Source organism: Vibrio sagamiensis NBRC 104589, from assembly GCF_007990935.1.
Classification (GTDB): Bacteria; Pseudomonadota; Gammaproteobacteria; order Enterobacterales; family Vibrionaceae; genus Vibrio; species Vibrio sagamiensis.
In genome coordinates this window covers 80,617-102,073 of the sequence record NZ_BJXJ01000002.1, presented here as the reverse complement: position 1 = coordinate 102,073, position 21,457 = coordinate 80,617, and the positions used below count along the sequence as shown (strand labels likewise).

The following is a 21,457-nucleotide window of genomic DNA, read 5'->3' as shown; positions in this document are numbered from 1 at the left end:
GTGCTTCAGTTATCAATTTGTCTAAAAACTCCTGAGTGCTTCAAACAAATACGTCTATTTATGGTCGTCAGAGTAAAAAATCCTTACACTAAGCCACATTGTTTCAAATTTTGACCTTGAAATACGTATGTTTGAGCTCCATATCTAAGATAATTAATTATCTCAGTATTCTTAGTTACAAACTGGTAGAGACTGAAGGCATTACGAGTAGATCGGGAACGGTCTGATGAAAGAGAGATTCCAAAAAAATGATAACTAAGCTACTGACAAAAGTGATTGGCAGTCGCAACGACCGAACACTGCGCCGCCTTAGAAAAATTGTAAAAGAAATCAATAATTACGAACCAACGTTTGAAGTACTGTCTGACGAAGAACTCAAAGCGAAAACTGCAGAGTTCCGCGATCGCCTAGAAAAAGGCGAAACTCTTGATAGCCTTCTACCAGAAGCCTTTGCTACCGTCCGTGAAGCGTCCAAGCGTGTTTATGGCATGCGCCATTTTGATGTCCAGCTTATTGGAGGTATGGTCCTCAATGCAGGCCAAATCGCAGAAATGCGAACAGGTGAAGGTAAAACACTAACCGCGACGTTACCAGCATATCTCAACGCTCTTCCTGGGAAAGGTGTTCACGTTGTGACAGTGAATGATTACTTAGCCAAGCGTGACGCAGAAACCAACCGTCCTTTATTTGAATTTTTAGGTATGACGGTAGGTATTAACGTGCCGAATATGGCACCTCCAGCTAAAAGAGAAGCTTATCAAGCAGATATTCTTTACGGAACGAATAATGAATTTGGCTTTGACTATCTTCGTGACAATATGGCTTTCCGTACCGAAGATCGTGTTCAGCGTGAACGCTTTTTTGCTGTTGTCGATGAAGTGGATTCTATCCTTATTGATGAAGCGCGTACACCTCTGATTATTTCGGGTCCTGCGGAAGATAGCTCTGATCTATATACTCGCATTAATTTACTAATCCCAAACTTAAAAGTTCAGGATAAGGAAGATTCTGAAGAATACCGTGGTGATGGTCACTACACAGTAGATGAGAAATCTAAACAGGTTCACCTAACAGAAACGGGCCAAGAGTTCGTTGAAGAATTGATGGTGAAAAACGGTCTGATGGAAGAAGGCGACACACTTTACTCTCCAACGAACATCAGCCTACTGCATCACGTAAATGCAGCACTTCGTGCACACGTGTTGTTCGAACGCAACGTAGATTACATCGTTAACGAAGACGGTGAAGTTGTGATCGTTGATGAACATACTGGACGTACTATGCCAGGTCGTCGTTGGTCTGAAGGTTTACACCAAGCAGTTGAAGCAAAAGAAGGTGTTAAGATTCAAAACGAAAACCAGACACTTGCTTCGATTACTTTCCAGAACTATTTCCGTCTCTACCATAAACTTTCTGGTATGACGGGCACTGCAGATACAGAAGCCTTTGAGTTCCAATCCATTTATGGACTTGAGACCGTTGTTATTCCTACCAACAAGCCAATGCAACGTAACGATATGCCGGATATGGTTTATCGAACTGAAGCAGAGAAGTTTGCTGCGATCATTGAAGATATTAAAGCACGTGTGGAAAAGGGGCAACCTTCTCTAGTAGGTACGGTTTCTATCGAAAAATCGGAATTACTCTCTAATGCGCTAACAAAAGCCAAAATTAAACATAACGTGCTTAACGCTAAGTTCCATGAACGTGAAGCTGAAATTGTAGCTGAAGCTGGTACGTTAGGTGCAGTGACGATTGCGACCAACATGGCCGGTCGTGGTACTGACATTGTCTTAGGTGGTAGCTGGCAAGCAAAAGTAGAAGCTTTACAAGACCCAACCACAGAACAAATTGATGCGATCAAAGCAGAATGGAAGCAGTTACACGATCAAGTACTTGAAGCTGGTGGTCTCCACATCATTGGTACGGAGCGTCACGAATCTCGCCGTATTGATAACCAGTTACGTGGTCGCTCTGGCCGTCAAGGTGATGCCGGGTCTTCTCGCTTTTATTTATCGATGGAGGATTCACTCCTGCGTATCTTCACATCTGATCGTATGGCGAGCATTATTCAAAGTGGTATGGAAGAAGGTGAAGCAATCGAATCTAAGATGCTTTCCCGCTCAATTGAAAAAGCTCAGCGTAAAGTAGAAGGTCGCAACTTTGATATTCGCAAGCAGCTACTTGAGTACGATGATGTTGCTAACGATCAACGTAAAGTTGTTTACGAACTTCGTGATGAACTTATGAGTACTGATGACATCAGTGAAATGATTGAGCACAATCGTGAAGATGTTATCTCAGCTGTTATTAACGAATATATCCCGCCACAGTCATTAGAAGATATGTGGGATACAGAAGGATTACAAGAACGCCTGAAAGCGGACTTTGATCTGGATGCTCCAATCAAGCAATGGTTGGAAGTGGATGATAAGCTTTATGAAGAAGCTTTACGTGAAAAAATCTTCAATCTCGCTGTAGATGCTTATAAAGCGAAAGAAGATGTGGTTGGTGCACAAGTACTGCGTAACTTTGAGAAGTCAGTAATGCTTCAAACTTTAGACACGCTTTGGAAGGAACACTTATCCGCAATGGATCATTTGCGTCAAGGCATTCACCTTCGAGGTTATGCTCAAAAGAACCCGAAACAAGAGTATAAACGTGAGTCTTTTGAGCTATTTGAAGAGCTGCTGGAAGCCCTGAAGTCAGACGTTATTACGGTTTTGTCTCGTGTTCGAGTACAGCAGCAGGAAGAAGTTGAACGCATGGAAGAACAACGTCGTGTACAAGCTGAAGAAGCGGCGCGTCATGCACATGCTCAACATGCTAATGCGCAAAGCCAACTAGCATCTGATGAGGCTGAACAAGGTACTAACCAACCTATGGTTCGTGATGAGCGTAAAGTTGGCCGTAATGAGCCTTGTCCATGTGGCAGCGGCAAAAAATATAAACAATGCCACGGTAAGATCGATTAATCTCTTCGAACCCATTATTAAAAGAGTCGCTTAGGCGGCTCTTTTTGTATCAATAGTATTAGGAATATTTCGATGAAAAGAATTCATATTGTTGCAGCGATCATTTTAAACCAAGATAAATCACAGGTTTTTATTACTAAACGTCCGAACGATAAACACAAAGGTGGCTTTTGGGAGTTTCCTGGTGGCAAGGTCGAAAAGGGTGAAAATATACAGCAAGCGATGATCCGTGAACTTGAAGAAGAAATCGGTATCACGGTAACAGAGCAAATGTTATTTGAACATTTACAATATGATTATCCAGATAAATCTTTAAAATTTGACTTTATGCTAGTGTCTCAATTTGATAACCAACCTTATGGACGCGAAGGCCAGCAAGGGCAATGGGTCGATATTAATGCGCTGATAAACTATGACTTTCCAGAGGCAAATATGCCTATTCTAGAACGTGTTGTTAAAGAGTTTTCTTGAATTAAAATCAACAGCCTTGAGGTTGTCACGGGATATTGTTAGTTTAAAAATATTTAGCGAAATAAGAGAACGGGCATCTTTCTCGTTGTCTAGAAAAGGAGAGAAATCGCAATGGTTCGAATTGCAATTGCAGGCGTGGCAGGCAGGATGGGGCGTAACTTAGTAAAAGCCTCATGCCTAAACTCACAAACATCATTTACCGCAGGCTCTGAACGTCCAGGTTCTTCGCTAGTTGGTGTGGATATTGGTGAGTTATGTGGAGAAGGTAAATTTGATATTTTTCTGACTGATGATTTAGCTGCGCAGATCGATCACTTTGATATCATGATCGATTTTACCGCTCCGGTTAGTACGCTGGCTAACCTTGAGCTTTGTAAACAGCATGGTAAAAGTATAGTCATTGGAACTACAGGTTTTAGTGAAAAAGAGCGTGCACAAATCGATGAAGTAGCGAAGCATGTACCTGTTGTGATGGCATCTAATTATTCTGTTGGAGTAAACCTTGTATTTAAGCTGCTTGAGAAAGCGGCTAAAGTAATGGGAGATTACTGCGATATCGAGATTGTTGAGGCTCACCACCGTTATAAAGTTGATGCACCATCAGGTACGGCGATTGGGATGGGAGAAGCCATTGCAGGTGCAATGGACAATAAATTAAGTGATGTCGCTGTTTATGCCCGTGAAGGGATTACTGGAGAGCGAACCAAAGATGAAATTGGCTTTGCTACTATCCGTGCTGGCGACATTGTTGGTGAGCATACTGCCATGTTTGCTGATATTGGAGAACGTGTTGAAATTACCCATAAAGCAACGGACCGAATGACTTTTGCTAATGGTGCGGTCAAAGCAGCCGTCTGGTTGTATGACAAGCCTAATGGTTTTTATACTATGACCGATGTACTTGACTTGAATCAGTTATAATTACATAAATATTCGCCGGCGTTAGCCGGTTTTTTTCGACTTGAATAAAGGTATTTGATATTACATCAAATATCGATGAGTTTTTTAGTTGAATTTTTTATTATGTTTTAGGGGTTTCATTTGTTTTTTTTACTGTAGTCGTTAAAAAATAAAGTTATCTTTGTTTTGTTATCGTTTGCTTCTTTGGTTGAGTATTTTAGAGCTTTTAAAAGTGTATTTGATTTGTAAAATACAAAAACTAACGACTTTTAAAGTGTTTTAGGTTGGTTAAGTTTGTTGTTTTGGCGGTTTTTGTATTTAGATTCGCTCTCGCCCTAGAAAGTTGCAATTTATTTTCTGGTTGTTATTGACAGTTTCGATGTGTGAATTTAGAATGCCGCTAATTTGTCAAAAATACCTGTTAATGTAATTTATCAAGGTAAAGTTAGGCAGGTTTGCAAATATATGTCTTATTTTTGATTTTTTATTCTGGAGGTTGTCTTGGGTAAACTAGCACTGTTGGTCCTAGAAGATGGGACGGTGTTTCGCGGAGTGTCCATTGGCGCAGAGGGTATTTCCGTTGGTGAAGTTGTTTTTAATACTTCGATGACCGGCTATCAAGAAATTTTCACTGATCCTTCCTATTCTCAACAAATTGTTACTCTTACTTATCCTCATATTGGCAATACCGGAACCAACTCCGAAGATGAAGAATCCTCTTCTATCCATGCACAAGGCCTTGTGATTCGCGATCTTCCTCTTATCGCTTCTAACTTCCGAAATGAACAATCCTTATCCAATTACCTAAAAGCGCAAAACATTGTCGGCATCGCTGACATTGATACACGCAAACTCACTCGTATTTTGCGTGAAAAAGGTGCTCAAAATGGCTGTCTTGTAGCGGGCAACAATTTAGATGAAGCTTTGGCACTTGCGAAGGCTAAAGAATTCCCAGGCTTAAAAGGAATGGATCTTGCGAAAGAAGTTACAACAAAAGAAGCGTATCAATGGAAACAAGGTTCGTGGACGCTTGAAGGTGGGCTTCCAGAAGCGCAAGATGACAGCGAACTGCCTTATCACGTTGTGGCCTACGACTTCGGTGCCAAGCGAAACATCTTACGAATGTTGGTTGACCGAGGATGCCGCCTAACCGTTGTTCCTGCTGAAACATCTGCTGAAGAAGTGCTTGCTCTAAACCCAGACGGTGTATTCCTTTCAAATGGCCCTGGCGACCCAGAACCATGTACTTACGCGATTGAAGCGACCAAAGTTTTCCTAGAAAAGAATATTCCTATCTTTGGCATATGTCTTGGTCACCAAATTCTTGCGCTGGCATCTGGTGCAAAAACGGTCAAGATGAAATTTGGTCATCATGGTGCCAACCATCCAGTAAAAGACTTGGAGCGTAATGTTGTGATGATTACCTCGCAAAACCACGGTTTTGCAGCAGAGGAAGCAACATTACCAGAAAACCTACGTGCTACTCATGTGTCGCTATTTGATGGCTCTTTGCAAGGTATTCACCGCACTGACAAGCCAGCCTTTAGTTTCCAAGGTCACCCAGAAGCAAGCCCAGGACCAGAAGACGCAGCGCCGTTATTCGACCACTTCATTGAACTAATTAAAAAGCACACAGCCTAATTCGGAGTAGTAGACAATGCCAAAACGTACTGACATTAAAAGTATTCTAATTCTAGGTGCTGGCCCGATCGTTATCGGCCAAGCATGTGAGTTCGATTACTCTGGTGCTCAAGCTTGTAAAGCGCTTCGCGAAGAAGGTTACCGAGTTATTCTTGTAAACTCGAACCCAGCGACCATCATGACTGACCCTGATATGGCTGATGCAACTTACATCGAGCCTATCCAATGGGAAGTTGTTCGCAACATTATTGCGAAAGAGAAGCCAGATGCAGTTCTACCTACAATGGGTGGCCAAACAGCACTTAACTGTGCACTAGACCTAGAGAAACACGGTGTTCTTGAAGAGTTCGGTGTAGAGATGATTGGTGCAACGGCTGACGCAATCGACAAAGCGGAAGACCGTTCTCGTTTCGATAAAGCGATGAAGTCTATCGGCCTTGAGTGTCCACGCGCTGATACGGCTAAAACCATGGAAGAAGCTTACGGCGTTCTAGATATGGTTGGTTTCCCATGTATCATCCGTCCATCATTCACTATGGGTGGTACTGGCGGTGGTATCGCTTACAACAAAGAAGAATTTGAAGAAATTTGTCGTCGTGGTCTGGACCTGTCTCCAACCAACGAGCTTCTAATCGACGAATCTCTGATCGGTTGGAAAGAGTACGAGATGGAAGTGGTTCGTGACAAAGCGGACAACTGTATTATCGTATGTGCGATTGAAAACTTTGACCCAATGGGTATCCACACGGGTGACTCAATCACAGTTGCACCAGCACAGACGCTAACAGACAAAGAATACCAACTGATGCGTAACGCTTCTCTAGCAGTACTGCGTGAGATTGGTGTTGAAACTGGTGGTTCTAACGTACAGTTTGGTATCAACCCGAAAGATGGCCGTATGGTTATCATCGAGATGAACCCACGTGTATCTCGTTCTTCTGCACTAGCATCTAAAGCGACAGGTTTCCCAATCGCTAAGATTGCAGCGAAACTGGCAGTTGGCTTCACGCTAGACGAGCTAATGAATGACATCACTGGCGGCGCAACTCCAGCATCATTCGAACCAACCATCGACTACGTAGTCACTAAGATTCCTCGTTTTAACTTCGAGAAATTCGCAGGTGCTAATGACCGTCTAACGACGCAAATGAAGTCTGTTGGTGAAGTTATGGCTATCGGCCGTAACCAACAAGAGTCTCTACAAAAAGCACTTCGCGGCCTAGAAGTTGGCGCGACAGGCTTTGACGAAATGGTTGACCTAGATGCGCCAGACGCACTAACAACAATTCGTCACGAACTAAAAGAAGCTGGCGCAGAGCGTATTTGGTACATCGCGGATGCATTCCGTGCGGGTATGTCTGTAGATGGCGTATTCAACCTAACGCAAATCGACCGTTGGTTCCTGGTTCAAATCGAAGACATCGTTAAGCTTGAGCAAGAACTTAAAGCGAAAGGCTTTGCTGGTCTGAACAAAGAAGAGCTTAACAAACTGAAGCGTAAAGGTTTTGCTGATGCGCGCCTATCTAAGATTCTAGGTGTAGCAGAAAGCGAAATCCGTCGTCTACGTGACCAATACGATATCCACCCTGTGTACAAGCGCGTTGATACGTGTGCGGCTGAGTTCTCTTCAGATACGGCTTACATGTACTCATCTTACGATGACGAGTGTGAAGCAAACCCAACAAACAAAGACAAGATCATGATTCTAGGCGGCGGTCCAAACCGTATCGGCCAAGGTATCGAATTTGACTACTGTTGTGTACACGCATCACTAGCTCTACGTGAAGATGGCTTTGAGACTATCATGGTTAACTGTAACCCTGAGACAGTTTCAACAGATTACGACACATCTGACCGTCTGTACTTCGAACCTGTCACACTGGAAGATGTCCTAGCAATCGCTCGCGTTGAGAAGCCAAAAGGCGTTATCGTTCAGTACGGTGGTCAAACGCCACTTAAACTGGCTCGCGCATTAGAAGCGGCTGGTGTGCCAATCATCGGTACTAGCCCTGACGCAATCGACCGTGCGGAAGACCGTGAGCGTTTCCAAGTTGCTGTTGACCGTCTAGGTCTGCTACAGCCTGAGAACGCGACAGTAACAACAATGGAACAAGCGGTAGAGAAATCTCGTGAAATCGGTTACCCATTGGTTGTACGTCCTTCTTACGTACTTGGTGGTCGTGCGATGGAAATCGTATACGATGAGCAAGATTTACGTCGCTACTTCAACGAAGCAGTAAGCGTATCGAACGAATCTCCAGTTCTTCTTGATAGCTTCCTAGACGACGCAGTTGAAGTGGATATCGATGCTATCTGTGACGGTGAGCGCGTAGTTATCGGCGGTATCATGGAGCACATCGAACAAGCGGGTGTTCACTCAGGTGACTCAGCATGTTCCCTTCCTGCTTACACGCTAAGCCAAGAAATCCAAGACGTAATGCGCGAGCAAGTTGAAAAGCTGGCGTTCGAGTTGGGTGTTCGTGGTCTGATGAATACGCAGTTTGCGGTTAAGAATAACCAAGTGTACCTAATCGAGGTTAACCCTCGAGCAGCACGTACGGTACCGTTCGTATCTAAAGCAACTGGCGCACCAATTGCTAAGATTGCAGCACGTGTTATGGCGGGTCAATCTCTAGAGTCTCAAGGCTTTACGAAAGAAATCATCCCACCGTACTACTCAGTGAAGGAAGTGGTACTTCCATTCAACAAGTTCCCAGGTGTTGACCCACTGTTAGGCCCAGAAATGCGCTCTACTGGTGAGGTTATGGGTGTTGGCGCAACGTTCGCAGAAGCTTACTCTAAAGCGGAATTGGGTTGTGGCAACATCTACCCAGAAGGCGGCCGTGCACTTCTTTCTGTTCGCGAAGGCGATAAAGAGCGAGTTGTAGACCTAGCATCTAAGCTATCTAAGCTTGGCTACCAGCTAGACGCAACACACGGTACAGCTGTGATTCTTGGCGAAGCGGGCATCAACCCACGTCTAGTAAACAAGGTACACGAAGGCCGTCCTCATATTCTTGACCGTATCAAGAACAACGAGTACACCTACATCGTGAACACTGCAGCTGGCCGTCAAGCGATTGAGGACTCAAAAGTTCTACGTCGCGGTGCACTGGCTGAGAAAGTGAACTACACGACAACGTTAAACGCTGCATTCGCAACTTGTATGGCACACACAGCAGACGCGAAGAACACAGTAACGTCGGTTCAAGAGCTACACGCAAAAGTGAAAGCGAGCTTAGAAGCGTAATAGATAAAAATCAGTAAGCCTGTAAAGTAGGGCTTATAGACAACCTCGTTGCCCGTTCAGCTGAACGGGCTTTTTTTTTAAATCATTGCTCTAATTCGTTTGCTCAGTCAACCGAGATTCGGTCTAATCATGAAAAAAAGGAATAGATCAGTATCTAGACTTTCCATTATCTCTTATCTCAATCAGTGTTAATGTACCCGAAATTGTTACTTTTATAATTATTGGGTGGTTAGATGGAATTGAGCTTTGAGATTCTTACGATGTTATTTTTTGTGGCATCAGTGGCTGGATTTATCGATGCCATGGCTGGGGGCGGCGGATTAATCACATTACCCGCATTATTAGCTTCAGGTTTAACTCCTACTCAAGCATTAGCCACCAATAAGCTGCAAAGTTCATTTGGTAGTTTTTCTGCGAGTTGGTTTTTTGTACGCAATGGGGTTGTCAGTCTAAAACAGATGCGACTTGCTATTTTCTGTACGTTTATCGGGTCGGCGATCGGGGCAGAAGTGGTGCAATATATCGATGCGAGTATACTCACGAGCTTGATTCCTGTGTTACTAATTGCCATCTCTCTGTACTTTTTGCTCGCACCAGTTACCACTCAAACAGACACAAAGGCTAAGCTATCTGAAGCGATATTTGCATTGTCTATTGGGGGCGGGGTTGGTTTCTATGATGGCTTTTTTGGTCCAGGAACAGGATCGATATTTACCGTGTGCTTTGTTGTGCTTGCTAACTGTTCTTTGATTGAGGCTACAGCACGGACAAAAGTTTTAAACTTTACCTCTAATCTTGCTGCGTTACTGTTTTTTATTTTGGCAGGCCTGCCGGTTTGGGAGATCGGATTGACGATGGCAATAGGTGGCTTTATTGGCGCACAATTTGGCGCAAAAGTCGTGGTCACCAAAGGGCAAAAGTGGATCAAACCCATTGTGATTATTATGTCTATGCTGATGGCATTAAAACTTCTTTGGCAACAACATCAGCAATGGTTTTTATCAGTGCTTTAACTCTTGGTGACTGATAGACATTCTGTCTAACACAGATATGAATTGGTCGAATTAAAGATTCTAGTGCTTCAAAGGTAAAGCAATAATGAGCAGGGATCTTGAGTGCTTTTACAATAGATAATGGAATCAATGCTGGGGCAACGCCACCGAGTGCAAGCTGCGCTGCTGCAGTGTACGCATCCATTTCCATCAGTGGCTTAATTCCTAGTTTTTCTAATGCAGGAAGTTGGTAGTTATTGGCAGGATTGGTTAAATCATTAGTGATGACTCTTTCTGGTAGGGAGTGCAACGGTTGATCATTAATAAGGAAGAAAGGTTCATCACATAAGTGAAAAGCCATCAAGCCATGATGAGCCGGAAGCAAGCCAGCACAAAGGCCAATCGTTGCTTTACCCGATTGGACTCGTTCTACAATTCTTGGGCTGTGGTTGGTTGTGATCGTTAAATATTGATCGTGCTTGAAGTAATCACCAATGGTTTTTCCAAGGTAACCAGCAATAAGAGATTTTGAGCTATCTAAGGTAATTAAAGATGTATCTTCAAGTTCTTGTTGTTCATAAATAAGACCACGTAATTCATTAAATGATGGTCCAATATTTTCGATTAACGCAAGGCCATCTGGTGTCAGTTTAATGGTTCGCCCCGACGGCTCTACAAGTTTCTTCCCCAGTTTTTTTTCTAAGTTAGCGATACGTTTACTCACTGCAGATTGGCTGATATACAGCAAACTCCCAGTGCGGCTCATCGTTTTTGCTTTGCTCAACACTAACAGTGTTTCAATGCCTTCGAGTAACATATCGCTCGTGAATAATAGGAATAATAATGGCGCCAATATAGCCAAGTTTTGATAAAGATGCCAATGGTTAAATCCTAAGGCAGAGCCTAGCATGAGTTTAGTTTTTTGAATTCGTACCTTGTTTAAAGATGTTTAACCCTTATCGATTAATAGCAAAAATAGGCAAAGACAAATGCCAGCGAATTGCAGCCAGCCTGATAAGCAAAGTAGAGACGATACCGCTGAGTAATGCAGCAGAGTGGTCTTGAGTAAAGTGCAGCACGACTGTGTGACAAACGCCGCCTAAAATGCAGGCTGTTGCGTATACTTCGCTACGTAATACCATGGGGACTTCACGTGCGAGAACATCACGGATTATACCGCCACCACAGCCGGTAATGACTCCCATAATGACCGCTACCATGCTGGAAGCGTTATAAGCCAGCGCTTTTTCGACACCAATCCCAACAAATACCGCTAAGCCTATCGCGTCACATACTGGTAAGACCCACCAAGCTAAACGTTTGGGGCGGCGTACTAGAAGCATAGTGACGACACAGGTGATCAAAATGACCCATAGGTAAGTATTGTTAATGACCCAAAAAACGGGGGTTGCGCCGAGTGTCATGTCTCTTATTGTGCCACCACCGATCGCGGTGACGCTGCCAAGAACGACCACACCGAAAGGATCCATTTTTAGGCGACCAGCGAGCAATACACCTGAAATAGCAAAAATAGCAGTACCGAATAAATCGATCATATAAAGCAGCATGGAGTCCATGTTACTTGGTACCTTTAAACAACTTGTGGAAAATGGACGGGAATTGTACGAGATTTGCCACGAAAACGTTAGCGTTTTTGCCGAACACGCTCAAAATATTCGCACACTTCTTTTACTGCTTGTAAGGTTCTGGGAGTTTGGCGATTAAGCCAGTCACGGTTAGGAGACCAGACATTGCCATTTTGAAAAGCGATAAGGTCAGGTTTCCATTTGTTCCAGATCCCTTGTTGTCCGACGGATTGTCGAGAAACAAAAAGCGCTTCCGGTTGGCGGAGAATGACCTGCTCAAGGTTGACTTGTGGATAAGGGGCAAGAGAACTCTCGAAAATATTCTCGCCACCACAAAAGTGAAACACTTCACTGGGCCAATGGTGTCCCGTGACGGTCATAAGAGGTTTGTCGCTTATTTGGTAAAAGTAGCGTACTTTGTTGTTTGTCTGGTATTTGGTTTGCAATAACTCTAATTGGGCTCGAAAATTTGCGGCGGCTTTTTGGCCCACTTCAGGCTTCTCAGTGTAAACACTCAATTGCTCAATATGTTTAGCAATATCTTCTAGAGAATGTGCAGTGGTATCATATATCGGTATCCCAAATTGAGCCAATTTCTCCAGTTCTTTTACCGGATTACCCTCCGGCCAAGCAAGTACAAGGTCAGGCTTAAGAGTAAGAATACGTTCGAGTTTAATCCCTTGGTAATTGGAGACGGTTTCCAGTTGTTTGGCTTGTTGTGGATAATCGCTCATTTCACTCACGGCAATCAGTTTGTCACCTAATCCCGCAGCATAGGCAAGTTCGGTTGCGTGTGGAGAAAGGCTAATCACTTTTTGCACTTCTGTGTGAGCGTATGGTTGAGCTGAAAACAACATGATAATAGCAGGCAAAGCTAACAAAAGTGGGTTCATTATAGTCCCTGATAAATGAGGCCAAGTAATACGCTTTGGATGACAATCCAAGTAAAAATACGCCACACGAGTAACGTTTGTATTTGTGCAAGGTGAATCGCTGAAGGAGCAATTCTGCCGCCAATTTTAGCACGTTCTGAGCGATGACCTTGATATAATGCCGGCCCTCCCAATGACAATTGCAGCTTAATTCCAATTGAACAGAGTAGCCAGCCTGGACCGGGTAAAGGCCATGATTTTGCTTGTTGGAGCACGTTTTTTAGTACATATAAGCCATTTTTACCAACCACAATCAGCAAGGAAAATAGGCGCAAAGGGACAAGCTCGAGGGCCGCTGTCACTTGGATGGCGGGTTTGCCAAATGGGTTATATTGACGGCGACTGGGTGACCAAGCTCGGGCAAGTTCCGCCGTGAGACGGTACAGGATGGCACCAATGCCACCAGTCAAGCCATACCAAAATAAAACGCACACGACGTTTCGTCCATAGCCCATTATGATGGTTTCTGCGCCGGCTTTACCGATACCTAATAGAGACAGCGTATCGGTGTCACGATTGAGGTATGGTTTTAAGAGTGTTCTGGCTCGAATTTTGTCTTGATTAGCTAATGCGTTAACAAGCTTTTTGGTCAATGTTTCGTTCTTACACCAATCGAGAGCAATTAGCAGTAAAGCCAGTTCAAATAAAGGGGCTTGCCACACTAATGGCTTCATTGCGATCAACAAAATGAGACAAGGAAGCAGCATAAGCAGCAGGGCAAGACTGCCAGAAATGATACTTTGGGAGTTGCTATGATGATTATTTACTTTCCCCATCAGTTGTTCAGCAAATTTTTGCCAAAGCGTGACCGGGTGTAAAGAATGGGGGATAGGGAGAACGAGATGAAAGAGCAGTGCTCCCCACATAACGAGGAGCACACCATCAGCATACAAAAGTTGAAAGAATTCTTTCATCTAAGAGAAGGTTTATTTAGTCAATTCCAACATGTTGAACACCATTTCTGAGGAGCTCTTTGCTGCTAATGGCAAAAACTCTTCAAAACTCATTGGTGATTCTTTGTCTGCAACATCTGAGATGGCGCGCACTACGACAAAAGGTGTGTTGAATTGGTGACAAGTTTGAGCGATGGCGGATGCTTCCATTTCTACTGCGATAGCTTTCGGGAAATGACTGCGGATAAACTCTTGGCGCTCAGAAGTACAAACGAATGCATCACCTGTACAGATAAGACCACGAACTGCATGGGTATTTTCCATTTGTGCGAGTGCGTTTTCGGCGAGTTCAACTAATTTATTATCGGCTCGGAATGCCGCAGGTTGGCCTGCCATTTGCCCCATTTCGTAGCCAAATGCAGTCACATCTGCGTCGTGATGACGAACTTCAGTTGAAATAACGACATCACCAAGATTTAGGCTGGCGTCAAAACCACCCGCTGAACCGGTGTTAATGACAACATCTGGTTGGTATTCGTCTAACAGAATGGTTGTGCCTATTGCTGCTGCGACTTTACCGATACCCGATTGAAGTAGAACCACGTCAACATCGTTGATTTGTCCAGAGAAGAATGTACAACCTGCCTTCGTTACAGTTTGGCAGTTTGTCATTGTTTCTTTTAATATGGTCACTTCCTGTTCCATCGCGCCGATGATACCAACTTTCATAATACTCTCTTATTGATAACAATTAATTTTATGAGAGTATACCACTCTGTGTTGATATAGGGGCGTTATTTGATTAACTTTGCTTCTATTAGCAAGGTTCTGAGTTGATCTGCACGTTTACGGTTCACGCCAAAGTCTGAATAACCGACACGAGATTCAGATCGGACGAGCAGGGTGTTACCTTTGATCTTTAATTCTAAATCGTCGACAAATCGCATGATTTTGGATGTACATTCAATGCGCAAGTAGTCATTTTGTTTAACAGCGGTCTTTGCTCCGGGTAGCGCTAAAGCCGCTTGCTCAATCGCATCGATAGTCGCTGAATCGCTGAGTGTATATGGTATAAGTGCAAATTTGGCTCGAGTATCTTGAGTCGAGACACAATTAGGTTTATTGCCACAAGGCATGTGAGAGCGATCGATCATTGAGGTCATTCCTTGACTGCATGCAGTTAAATTGAAAAATATAATAGGAAGGAGTGCCGTTTTTTTCATGGTTTTCTTTTTTGCTGATGGTTCCTCAGTATATACCTAAATTGTACTGAGATGATCACATGATGTTTCTGTTTTATACCCAAGCAACTTCTGTACCTTGAGATCGCTTGGGTATAAGAGGCCCGATTGAGCCCCTTTATTTAAGACAAGAGACGGCCCTAAACATCAAGGTAGTCGAGAATGCCTGCTGCGGCCTTACGTCCTTCATCGATGGCAGTTACAACAAGATCGGAGCCTCTTACCGCGTCTCCGCCAGCAAAGATTTTGGCGTTACTGGTTTGGAATTGGAATTCTTGTTTGGCAGAGGCTTTGATGCGTCCCCACGGATCCAACTCAACATCAAACGGCGCTAACCAATCCATTTTGTGTGGCTGGAAACCAAACGCCATGATGACGACGTCTGCAGGTAGAACGTGTTCGCTGCCTTCGACAGGTTCTGGACGTCGACGACCTGCGTCATCAGGTTCACCAAGTGCGGTTTTCACTACTTTGACTCCTGAGACCTTACCTGACGCATCGACTTCAATTCCTAAAGGTTGAAGATTAAACATGAACTTCACGCCTTCTTCCTTGGCGTTTTTCACCTCGCGGCGAGAACCTGGCATATTGGCTTCATCACGACGGTAAGCACATACCACGTTTGACGCGCCTTGGCGGATAGAGGTACGAACACAGTCCATTGCGGTATCACCACCACCAAGTACGACGACGCGTTGTTTTGCCATGTCGATAAAAGGTTTGTCGTGCTCCAAGCCCATGACCTTGTAAGTATTCGAAATCAAGAAGGGTAAAGCATCGTAAACGCCCGGCGCACCCTCACTTTCTAATCCTGCACGCATGTATTTGTAAGTACCTACACCTAAAAAGACGGCATCGTACTCATCGAGCAGTTCTTGCATTTGAACATCTTTGCCCACCTCGACATTCATACAAAACTCGACGCCCATTTCGGTGAAGATACGACGGCGATTTTCCATCACGCCTTTTTCAAGCTTGAATGAAGGAATACCGAAGGTCAGGAGCCCACCTATCTCAGGGTAGCGGTCAAACACCACGGGTTTTACTCCGTTACGAACTAAGATATCGGCGGCAGCTAAACCTGCTGGACCTGCACCAATGATGGCGACTTTTTTATCAGTCCATTCGACCTTAGACATGTCTGGCTTCCAACCCATCTCAAAGGCTTTGTCGGTAATGTATTTCTCAACGTTACCTATGGTGACCGCGCCAAAGTCATCATTGAGAGTACAAGAACCTTCACACAAGCGATCTTGTGGGCATACTCGGCCACAAACTTCAGGCAAGCTGTTGGTTTGATGTGAGAGTTCGACGGCTTCTAGAATGCGCCCCTCATTAGCCAGTTTTAGCCACTGAGGGATGTAGTTGTGGACCGGACACTTCCATTCACAATATGGGTTACCGCAATCTAAGCAACGATCCGCTTGAGCTGTCGCTTGCTGCTTGGTAAACGGTTCATAAATTTCAACGAACTCGATCTTACGAACTTTGAGGGGCTTTTTCGCAGGATCTACGCGCTTAACATCGATAAATTGATAAACGTTCTGGCTCATGATTCAAATATCCTCCATGATTACTGGGCTTGAACGCGCAGTTCTGCGGCACTGCGACTCTGGTGACCAAGCAGTGTACGCAAGTCTGCCGCTTGTGGTTTGACCAAATAGAACTTTGGAATCCATTCATCAAAGTTCGCCAAGATATCTTCTGCGTGACTCGATCCGGTTTCTTCAAGATGTTCGGCAATCAGGCCACGTAAGTGCTCCTGATGGATGTAGAGATCTGACAGAGAAATCGCTTCAACCGATTCGTTGTTCACGCGACCTTGGAAGTCTTGATTCTCATCTAATACGTAAGCAAAACCGCCGGTCATGCCTGCGCCGAAGTTCACGCCGGTCGCGCCTAGTATGGCAACAATGCCACCTGTCATGTACTCACAAGCGTTATCGCCAGCACCTTCAATAACGGCAATCGTACCTGAATTGCGCACGCCAAAGCGTTCACCGGCTTTACCTGCCGCAAACAGCTTACCGCCGGTCGCGCCGTACAGACAAGTGTTACCAATGATAGTCGCATCATTACACTTAAATGCAGTGCCTAGATGGGGTTTGATTACCACCTTACCGCCAGCCATGCCTTTGCCTACATAGTCGTTTGCATCGCCAGTGAGGTAAAGCTCAACGCCACCTGCGTTCCAAACGCCAAATGACTGACCAGCAGTGCCATCTAAGTATAATTTGATGGGGGTTGCCGCCATGCCTTGGTTACCGTAGCGCTGAGCTATTTCACCTGATAATCGAGCACCAACAGAACGGTCGGTATTGATCACGTTGTAGAAGAAGCTAGTAGATTGTCGTTTTTCAACCGCTTGCTGCGCGTCTTCAATGATCTTGTTGTTTAGCTCTGCTTTATCAAATGGTGTATTTGGTTGTGTCCAGTAAAGAGGGTGTCCTTCTGGAGAGATGGGTGTCTCCAGGATATTCGATAAATCGAGCTTGGTTTGTTTTGCTGTCAGACCTTCAACGCTTTCCAACAGATCTGTACGTCCAATCAAGTCAGTCAGTTTTTCAACGCCAAGTTCAGCAAGCAATCCGCGTACTTCGTCTGCCAGTCCGATGAAGTAGTTCATCACCATTTCTGGTAAACCTTTGAAGTACTCATTACGTAATGTCTCGTCTTGAGTTGCAACGCCAGTCGCACAGTTGTTGAGGTGACAAATACGTAGGAACTTACAACCCATTGCCACCATTGGTGCAGTACCAAAACCGAAGCTTTCCGCACCGAGAATCGCCGCTTTCACCACATCTAGACCGGTTTTTAGACCACCATCTACTTGCAAGCGGATCTTATGACGAAGACCGTTGGCAACCAGTGCTTGTTGTGTTTCTGCCAGTCCTAACTCCCAAGGGCTACCTGCGTATTTCACAGAAGTTAATGGGCTTGCTGCGGTACCGCCGTCGTAACCAGAGATGGTAATGAGGTCTGCGTAAGCTTTAGCGACACCTGTTGCGATAGTACCGACACCGGGTTCAGAGACTAACTTTACGGAAATCAGTGCGTTTGGATTGACTTGTTTTAGGTCGAAGATCAGCTGGGCTAAGTCTTCAATAGAATATATATCGTGATGTGGAGGAGGGGAGATCAGAGTTACCCCCTGTACCGAATAACGCAGTTTTGCGATTTCTGCGGTGACTTTGTGTCCCGGTAACTGACCACCTTCGCCCGGCTTTGCACCCTGTGCCACCTTGATCTGCAGTACGTCTGCATTGGTGAGGTAGTGAGGCGTAACACCAAATCGCCCGGAAGCAATCTGCTTGATACGCGAGTTACGCTCTGTACCGAAGCGACGTGGATCTTCACCGCCTTCACCTGAGTTAGAGTAACCACCAAGGCGGTTCATAGCTGTTGCTAAAGCTTCATGTGCTTCTGGGCTAAGTGCACCAATTGACATGGCCGCCGAGTCAAAGCGTTTGAACAGTTCTGTGCTTGGCTCGATTTGCTCAAGTGGTAGCGGTGAGTCTGATTTTTTCAGTGACATTAAGTCGCGCAGCATCGCAACTGGGCGTTGGTTGACTTGTGAAGAAAAGCGTTGATAATCGCTGATATCACCCGTTTTTACGGCACTTTGTAGTTTACTAACGACATCTGGGTTATAGGCATGATACTCACCTCCATGAACATATTTCAATAAACCACCATGCTCGATGGCCTTACGTTTTGCCCAAGCTTTGCGAGAAAGGTTGTACAAGTCTTGTTGAAAGTCATCGAAGTTCGCGCCTTCAATACGAGTTGTTACGCCTTTAAAACACAGATTTACGACTTCTGTACTTAAACCAACGGCTTCAAACAGTTGTGAGCAACGGTAAGAGGCGATGGTAGAAATCCCCATTTTTGACATGATCTTATACAGACCTTTGTTGATGCCGTATTGGTAGTTTTGCATCACATCGCGATAGTCTTTTTCTAGCGCTTTATCATCAATCAGCTTTCCTAGCGCTTCATAAGCTAGGTATGGGTAAACTGCAGTGGCGCCAAAGCCAAGCAAAACAGCAAATTGGTGTGGGTCACGTGCAGTTGCGGTCTCAACAACAATGTTGGCATCACAACGTAAGTTCGCATCGATCAAGCGAGTTTGAACCGCACCGACTGCCATTGCTGCAGGAATTGGCAGTTTGTCTTTGACTAAAGCGCGATCTGAAAGCACAACCAGAACCGTGCCTTCACGTACGACCTGTTCTGCTTGCTCACACAGATCATCAATGGCTTGTTTGAGATCTTTCTGTTGTGGATCGTAGTTGATGTCGAGAATGGTATTACGGTAGTGATCGTCACCAAGATCAAGCAATTGCTGCATGTCTGAGTAAAGTAGTACTGGTGAATCGAAGGTCACTCGATAGGCGTGACCATCGGTTTCACAGAAGACGTTCATCTCCTGGCCAATACTGGTCGCCAGTGACATTACGTGTTTTTCACGCAATGGATCGATTGGCGGGTTGGTTACCTGAGCGAACTTCTGGCGGAAGTAGTCAGTTACCAAGCGCTCTTTCGACGAGAGAACTGCCATTGGGGTGTCATCACCCATAGAGCCGACCGCTTCTTGACCCATATCACCGAGGACACGCAGTACTTGATCGACTTCTTCGTTACTCATGGCAAATTGCTTTTGGTAAGTCTTAAGCAAGTCTTCATCAAAGCTGCGTTCGCCAACTTGATCTTCAGGTAGCTGAGCAAAAGGTGTGAGCTTACGAACGTTGTTTTCCATCCATTCTCGGTAAGGGTGACGAGATTTGAGATCAGTATCGATCTCACTAGACTGCCAAAGTTTGCCTTTGCGAGTATCGATAACCAATAACTCTCCAGGAGCAACACGTCCCTTTTCTGCGACTTCATCAGGAGCGTATTCCCAAATGCCAACTTCAGAAGCTAATGTGATTAACTTATCTTTTGTGATCACATAGCGTGCAGGGCGAAGGCCATTGCGGTCGAGGTTACAGGCAGCGTAGCGGCCATCGGACAGTACGATACCTGCAGGGCCATCCCATGGTTCCATGTGTTTGGAGTTGAAGTCGTAAAACGCGCGCAGATCCGGGTCCATATCTGGGTGGTTTTGCCATGCTGGTGGCACTAGCATACGCATGGCGCGGAAGATATCCATGCCGCCTGCTAAAAAGAGGTCCAGCATATTATCTAGGCTTGAGGAATCTGAACCTGTTTCATTCACAAATGGCGCCGCAGTTTGGAGGTCAGGCAGCAGTGGCGATGAGAATTTGTAAGCGCGTGCTCGTGCCCATTGGCGGTTGCCTTCAATGGTGTTTATTTCACCATTATGAGCGAGGTAGCGAAATGGCTGAGCCAGAGGCCAACGCGGCTGGGTATTGGTTGAAAATCGCTGGTGGAACAAGCAGATAGCGGATTCCATGCGTAAATCCGCCAGATCAAGATAAAAGCGCGGTAAGTCTGCAGGCATGCACAGGCCCTTGTACACTAGAACTTGTGTCGACAAGCTACAGATGTAGAAGTCCGGGTCTTCAGTGATTTGTTTTTCGATGCGACGGCGTGCAATGTAGAGACGACGTTCAATATCACGCTCACGCCAACCTGCTGGCGCAGAGATAAAGACTTGCTGGATATTTGGTAGTGAATCGACAGCGATTGGGCCGAGCACCTCCGAGTTAGTCGGAACCTCACGCCAACCAGCCACAGTTAAGGTCTCTTGGGCAAGTTCCTTGTTGACGATGTCTTTGGCAAGTTGAGCTTTGAGCGGGTCTTGGCTAAAGAAGATCATTCCGATAGCAAACTGCTTGCCAAGTTTGAAACCATTTTCTTCCGCGATCAAACGTAAATAAGAATCGGGTTTTTGAAGCAGCAAGCCGCAGCCGTCGCCAGTTTTTCCATCTGCGGCAATCCCGCCGCGGTGAGTCATGCGGTCGAGAGCATAAATGGCAGTTCGAACCAGTTTGTGACTTTGCTGCCCTTCCATATGTGCGATTAAGCCGAATCCACAATTGTCTTTTTCAAGACTTGGATCATAAAGAGCCATAGCAATTCTCCTTTTGCTTATCTGTCATCCTGGCAGATACATCAACAAGACATCCGTTGATGATTTTGATTGAGTATGGGTAATTGATGGTTATTCAGGATTTGAGACTATTTATTTTTTGATAGATGTCATTTTTGTGCTCAATAGTCAAACAAGCTATAGCTTGGAAGAAAAAAGGTCAAGTAAATAGTGATTAATAATGCGAATGTTAGTTTTGTGAATTATTCATCTACATTGGGCTTTCAGTTGCACTTTGTCGTGCTATTTCTTCCATAGCGGAGTGAAGAAAGAGAGTAGAAAAAAGAGAGGAAAGAGAGTAGAAAAGAGGTAAAGAAAAACACTTGTTAGCCAATGAGTGGTCTATTTGTAGAGGTGGCGTTTGCCTGATTTGGGGGTTGCAATAATTTCCGTAAAGTCTATTGAGCTATGAGGTGTTTGTTAGCTTTAGTCTAAAAAAGACCAGCGTATAGTTAAGGAGCTCAGTCGGTTGGAAATAGGTATACTGATATCATTTAGCTACAGAAGGCTGGTCAAAAGGC

General features: G+C 44.8%; 14 protein-coding genes. 6 read left to right on the top strand and 8 right to left on the bottom strand.

Annotated elements, in window-relative coordinates:
* Window positions 1-248: 248 nt before the first annotated feature.
* From secA to VSA01S_RS01595, 6 genes are all read left to right on the top strand, one after another.
* Window positions 249-2,975 carry a preprotein translocase subunit SecA gene (gene secA / locus VSA01S_RS01620; RefSeq protein WP_039978862.1) on the top strand — a complete coding sequence of 909 codons (2,727 nt, stop codon included), beginning with the start codon at window positions 249-251 and terminating at the stop codon, window positions 2,973-2,975.
* 72 nt (window positions 2,976-3,047) lie between these two features.
* Entirely contained in the window at window positions 3,048-3,446 is a 399-nt protein-coding gene (mutT, locus tag VSA01S_RS01615) for an 8-oxo-dGTP diphosphatase MutT (protein ID WP_039978864.1), read from the top strand.
* Window positions 3,447-3,557: 111 nt separating this feature from the next.
* The gene (gene dapB / locus VSA01S_RS01610) at window positions 3,558-4,367 is read left to right on the top strand and encodes a 4-hydroxy-tetrahydrodipicolinate reductase (RefSeq protein WP_039978866.1); all 810 of its coding nucleotides are present in this window, start codon (window positions 3,558-3,560) and stop codon (window positions 4,365-4,367) included.
* Window positions 4,368-4,847: 480 nt separating this feature from the next.
* Window positions 4,848-5,987 (top strand): glutamine-hydrolyzing carbamoyl-phosphate synthase small subunit, encoded by a 1,140-nt coding sequence (carA, locus tag VSA01S_RS01605; RefSeq protein WP_039978868.1) that lies wholly within the window; start codon window positions 4,848-4,850, stop codon window positions 5,985-5,987.
* A 16-nt stretch (window positions 5,988-6,003) separates the two neighbouring features.
* Complete coding sequence (gene carB, locus VSA01S_RS01600) at window positions 6,004-9,237, top strand: carbamoyl-phosphate synthase large subunit (RefSeq protein ID WP_039978869.1); 3,234 nt, start codon at window positions 6,004-6,006, stop codon at window positions 9,235-9,237.
* A 233-nt stretch (window positions 9,238-9,470) separates the two neighbouring features.
* Window positions 9,471-10,250: a TSUP family transporter gene (locus VSA01S_RS01595; protein ID WP_039978871.1), complete on the top strand. Its 780-nt coding sequence runs from the start codon at window positions 9,471-9,473 to the stop codon at window positions 10,248-10,250.
* Here the strand turns inward: VSA01S_RS01595 and VSA01S_RS01590 are convergent.
* The 8 genes from VSA01S_RS01590 to gltB all read right to left on the bottom strand — a co-directional run bounded on the left by VSA01S_RS01590 (window position 10,186) and on the right by gltB (window position 20,918).
* Window positions 10,186-11,046 carry a LysR family transcriptional regulator gene (locus VSA01S_RS01590; RefSeq protein WP_039978997.1) on the bottom strand — a complete coding sequence of 287 codons (861 nt, stop codon included), beginning with the start codon at window positions 11,044-11,046 and terminating at the stop codon, window positions 10,186-10,188. The genes VSA01S_RS01595 and VSA01S_RS01590 overlap by 65 nt on opposite strands.
* A gap of 139 nt (window positions 11,047-11,185) precedes the next feature.
* Entirely contained in the window at window positions 11,186-11,806 is a 621-nt protein-coding gene (locus tag VSA01S_RS01585; protein WP_021709906.1) for a TRIC cation channel family protein, read from the bottom strand.
* Window positions 11,807-11,874: 68 nt separating this feature from the next.
* A complete protein-coding gene (gene btuF, locus VSA01S_RS01580) occupies window positions 11,875-12,708 on the bottom strand; it encodes a vitamin B12 ABC transporter substrate-binding protein BtuF (RefSeq protein ID WP_039978872.1) in 834 nt (277 codons plus the stop codon).
* Window positions 12,708-13,661, bottom strand: coding sequence for a cobalamin biosynthesis family protein (locus VSA01S_RS01575; RefSeq protein ID WP_039978873.1), 954 nt, complete (start codon window positions 13,659-13,661; stop codon window positions 12,708-12,710). The genes btuF and VSA01S_RS01575 overlap by 1 nt, the downstream gene beginning before the upstream one ends.
* 12 nt (window positions 13,662-13,673) lie before the next feature.
* Window positions 13,674-14,369, bottom strand: a complete 696-nt coding sequence (gene mtnN / locus VSA01S_RS01570; protein ID WP_039978874.1) for a 5'-methylthioadenosine/S-adenosylhomocysteine nucleosidase — start codon at window positions 14,367-14,369, stop codon at window positions 13,674-13,676.
* 65 nt (window positions 14,370-14,434) lie between these two features.
* Window positions 14,435-14,863: a DUF1499 domain-containing protein gene (locus tag VSA01S_RS01565; protein WP_083932190.1), complete on the bottom strand. Its 429-nt coding sequence runs from the start codon at window positions 14,861-14,863 to the stop codon at window positions 14,435-14,437.
* Between the two features lie 158 nt (window positions 14,864-15,021).
* Window positions 15,022-16,434 carry a glutamate synthase small subunit GltD family protein gene (locus tag VSA01S_RS01560; RefSeq protein WP_039978876.1) on the bottom strand — a complete coding sequence of 471 codons (1,413 nt, stop codon included), beginning with the start codon at window positions 16,432-16,434 and terminating at the stop codon, window positions 15,022-15,024.
* Window positions 16,435-16,454: 20 nt separating this feature from the next.
* Window positions 16,455-20,918, bottom strand: a complete 4,464-nt coding sequence (gene gltB / locus VSA01S_RS01555; RefSeq protein WP_039978877.1) for a glutamate synthase large subunit — start codon at window positions 20,916-20,918, stop codon at window positions 16,455-16,457.
* Window positions 20,919-21,457: the final 539 nt, after the last annotated feature.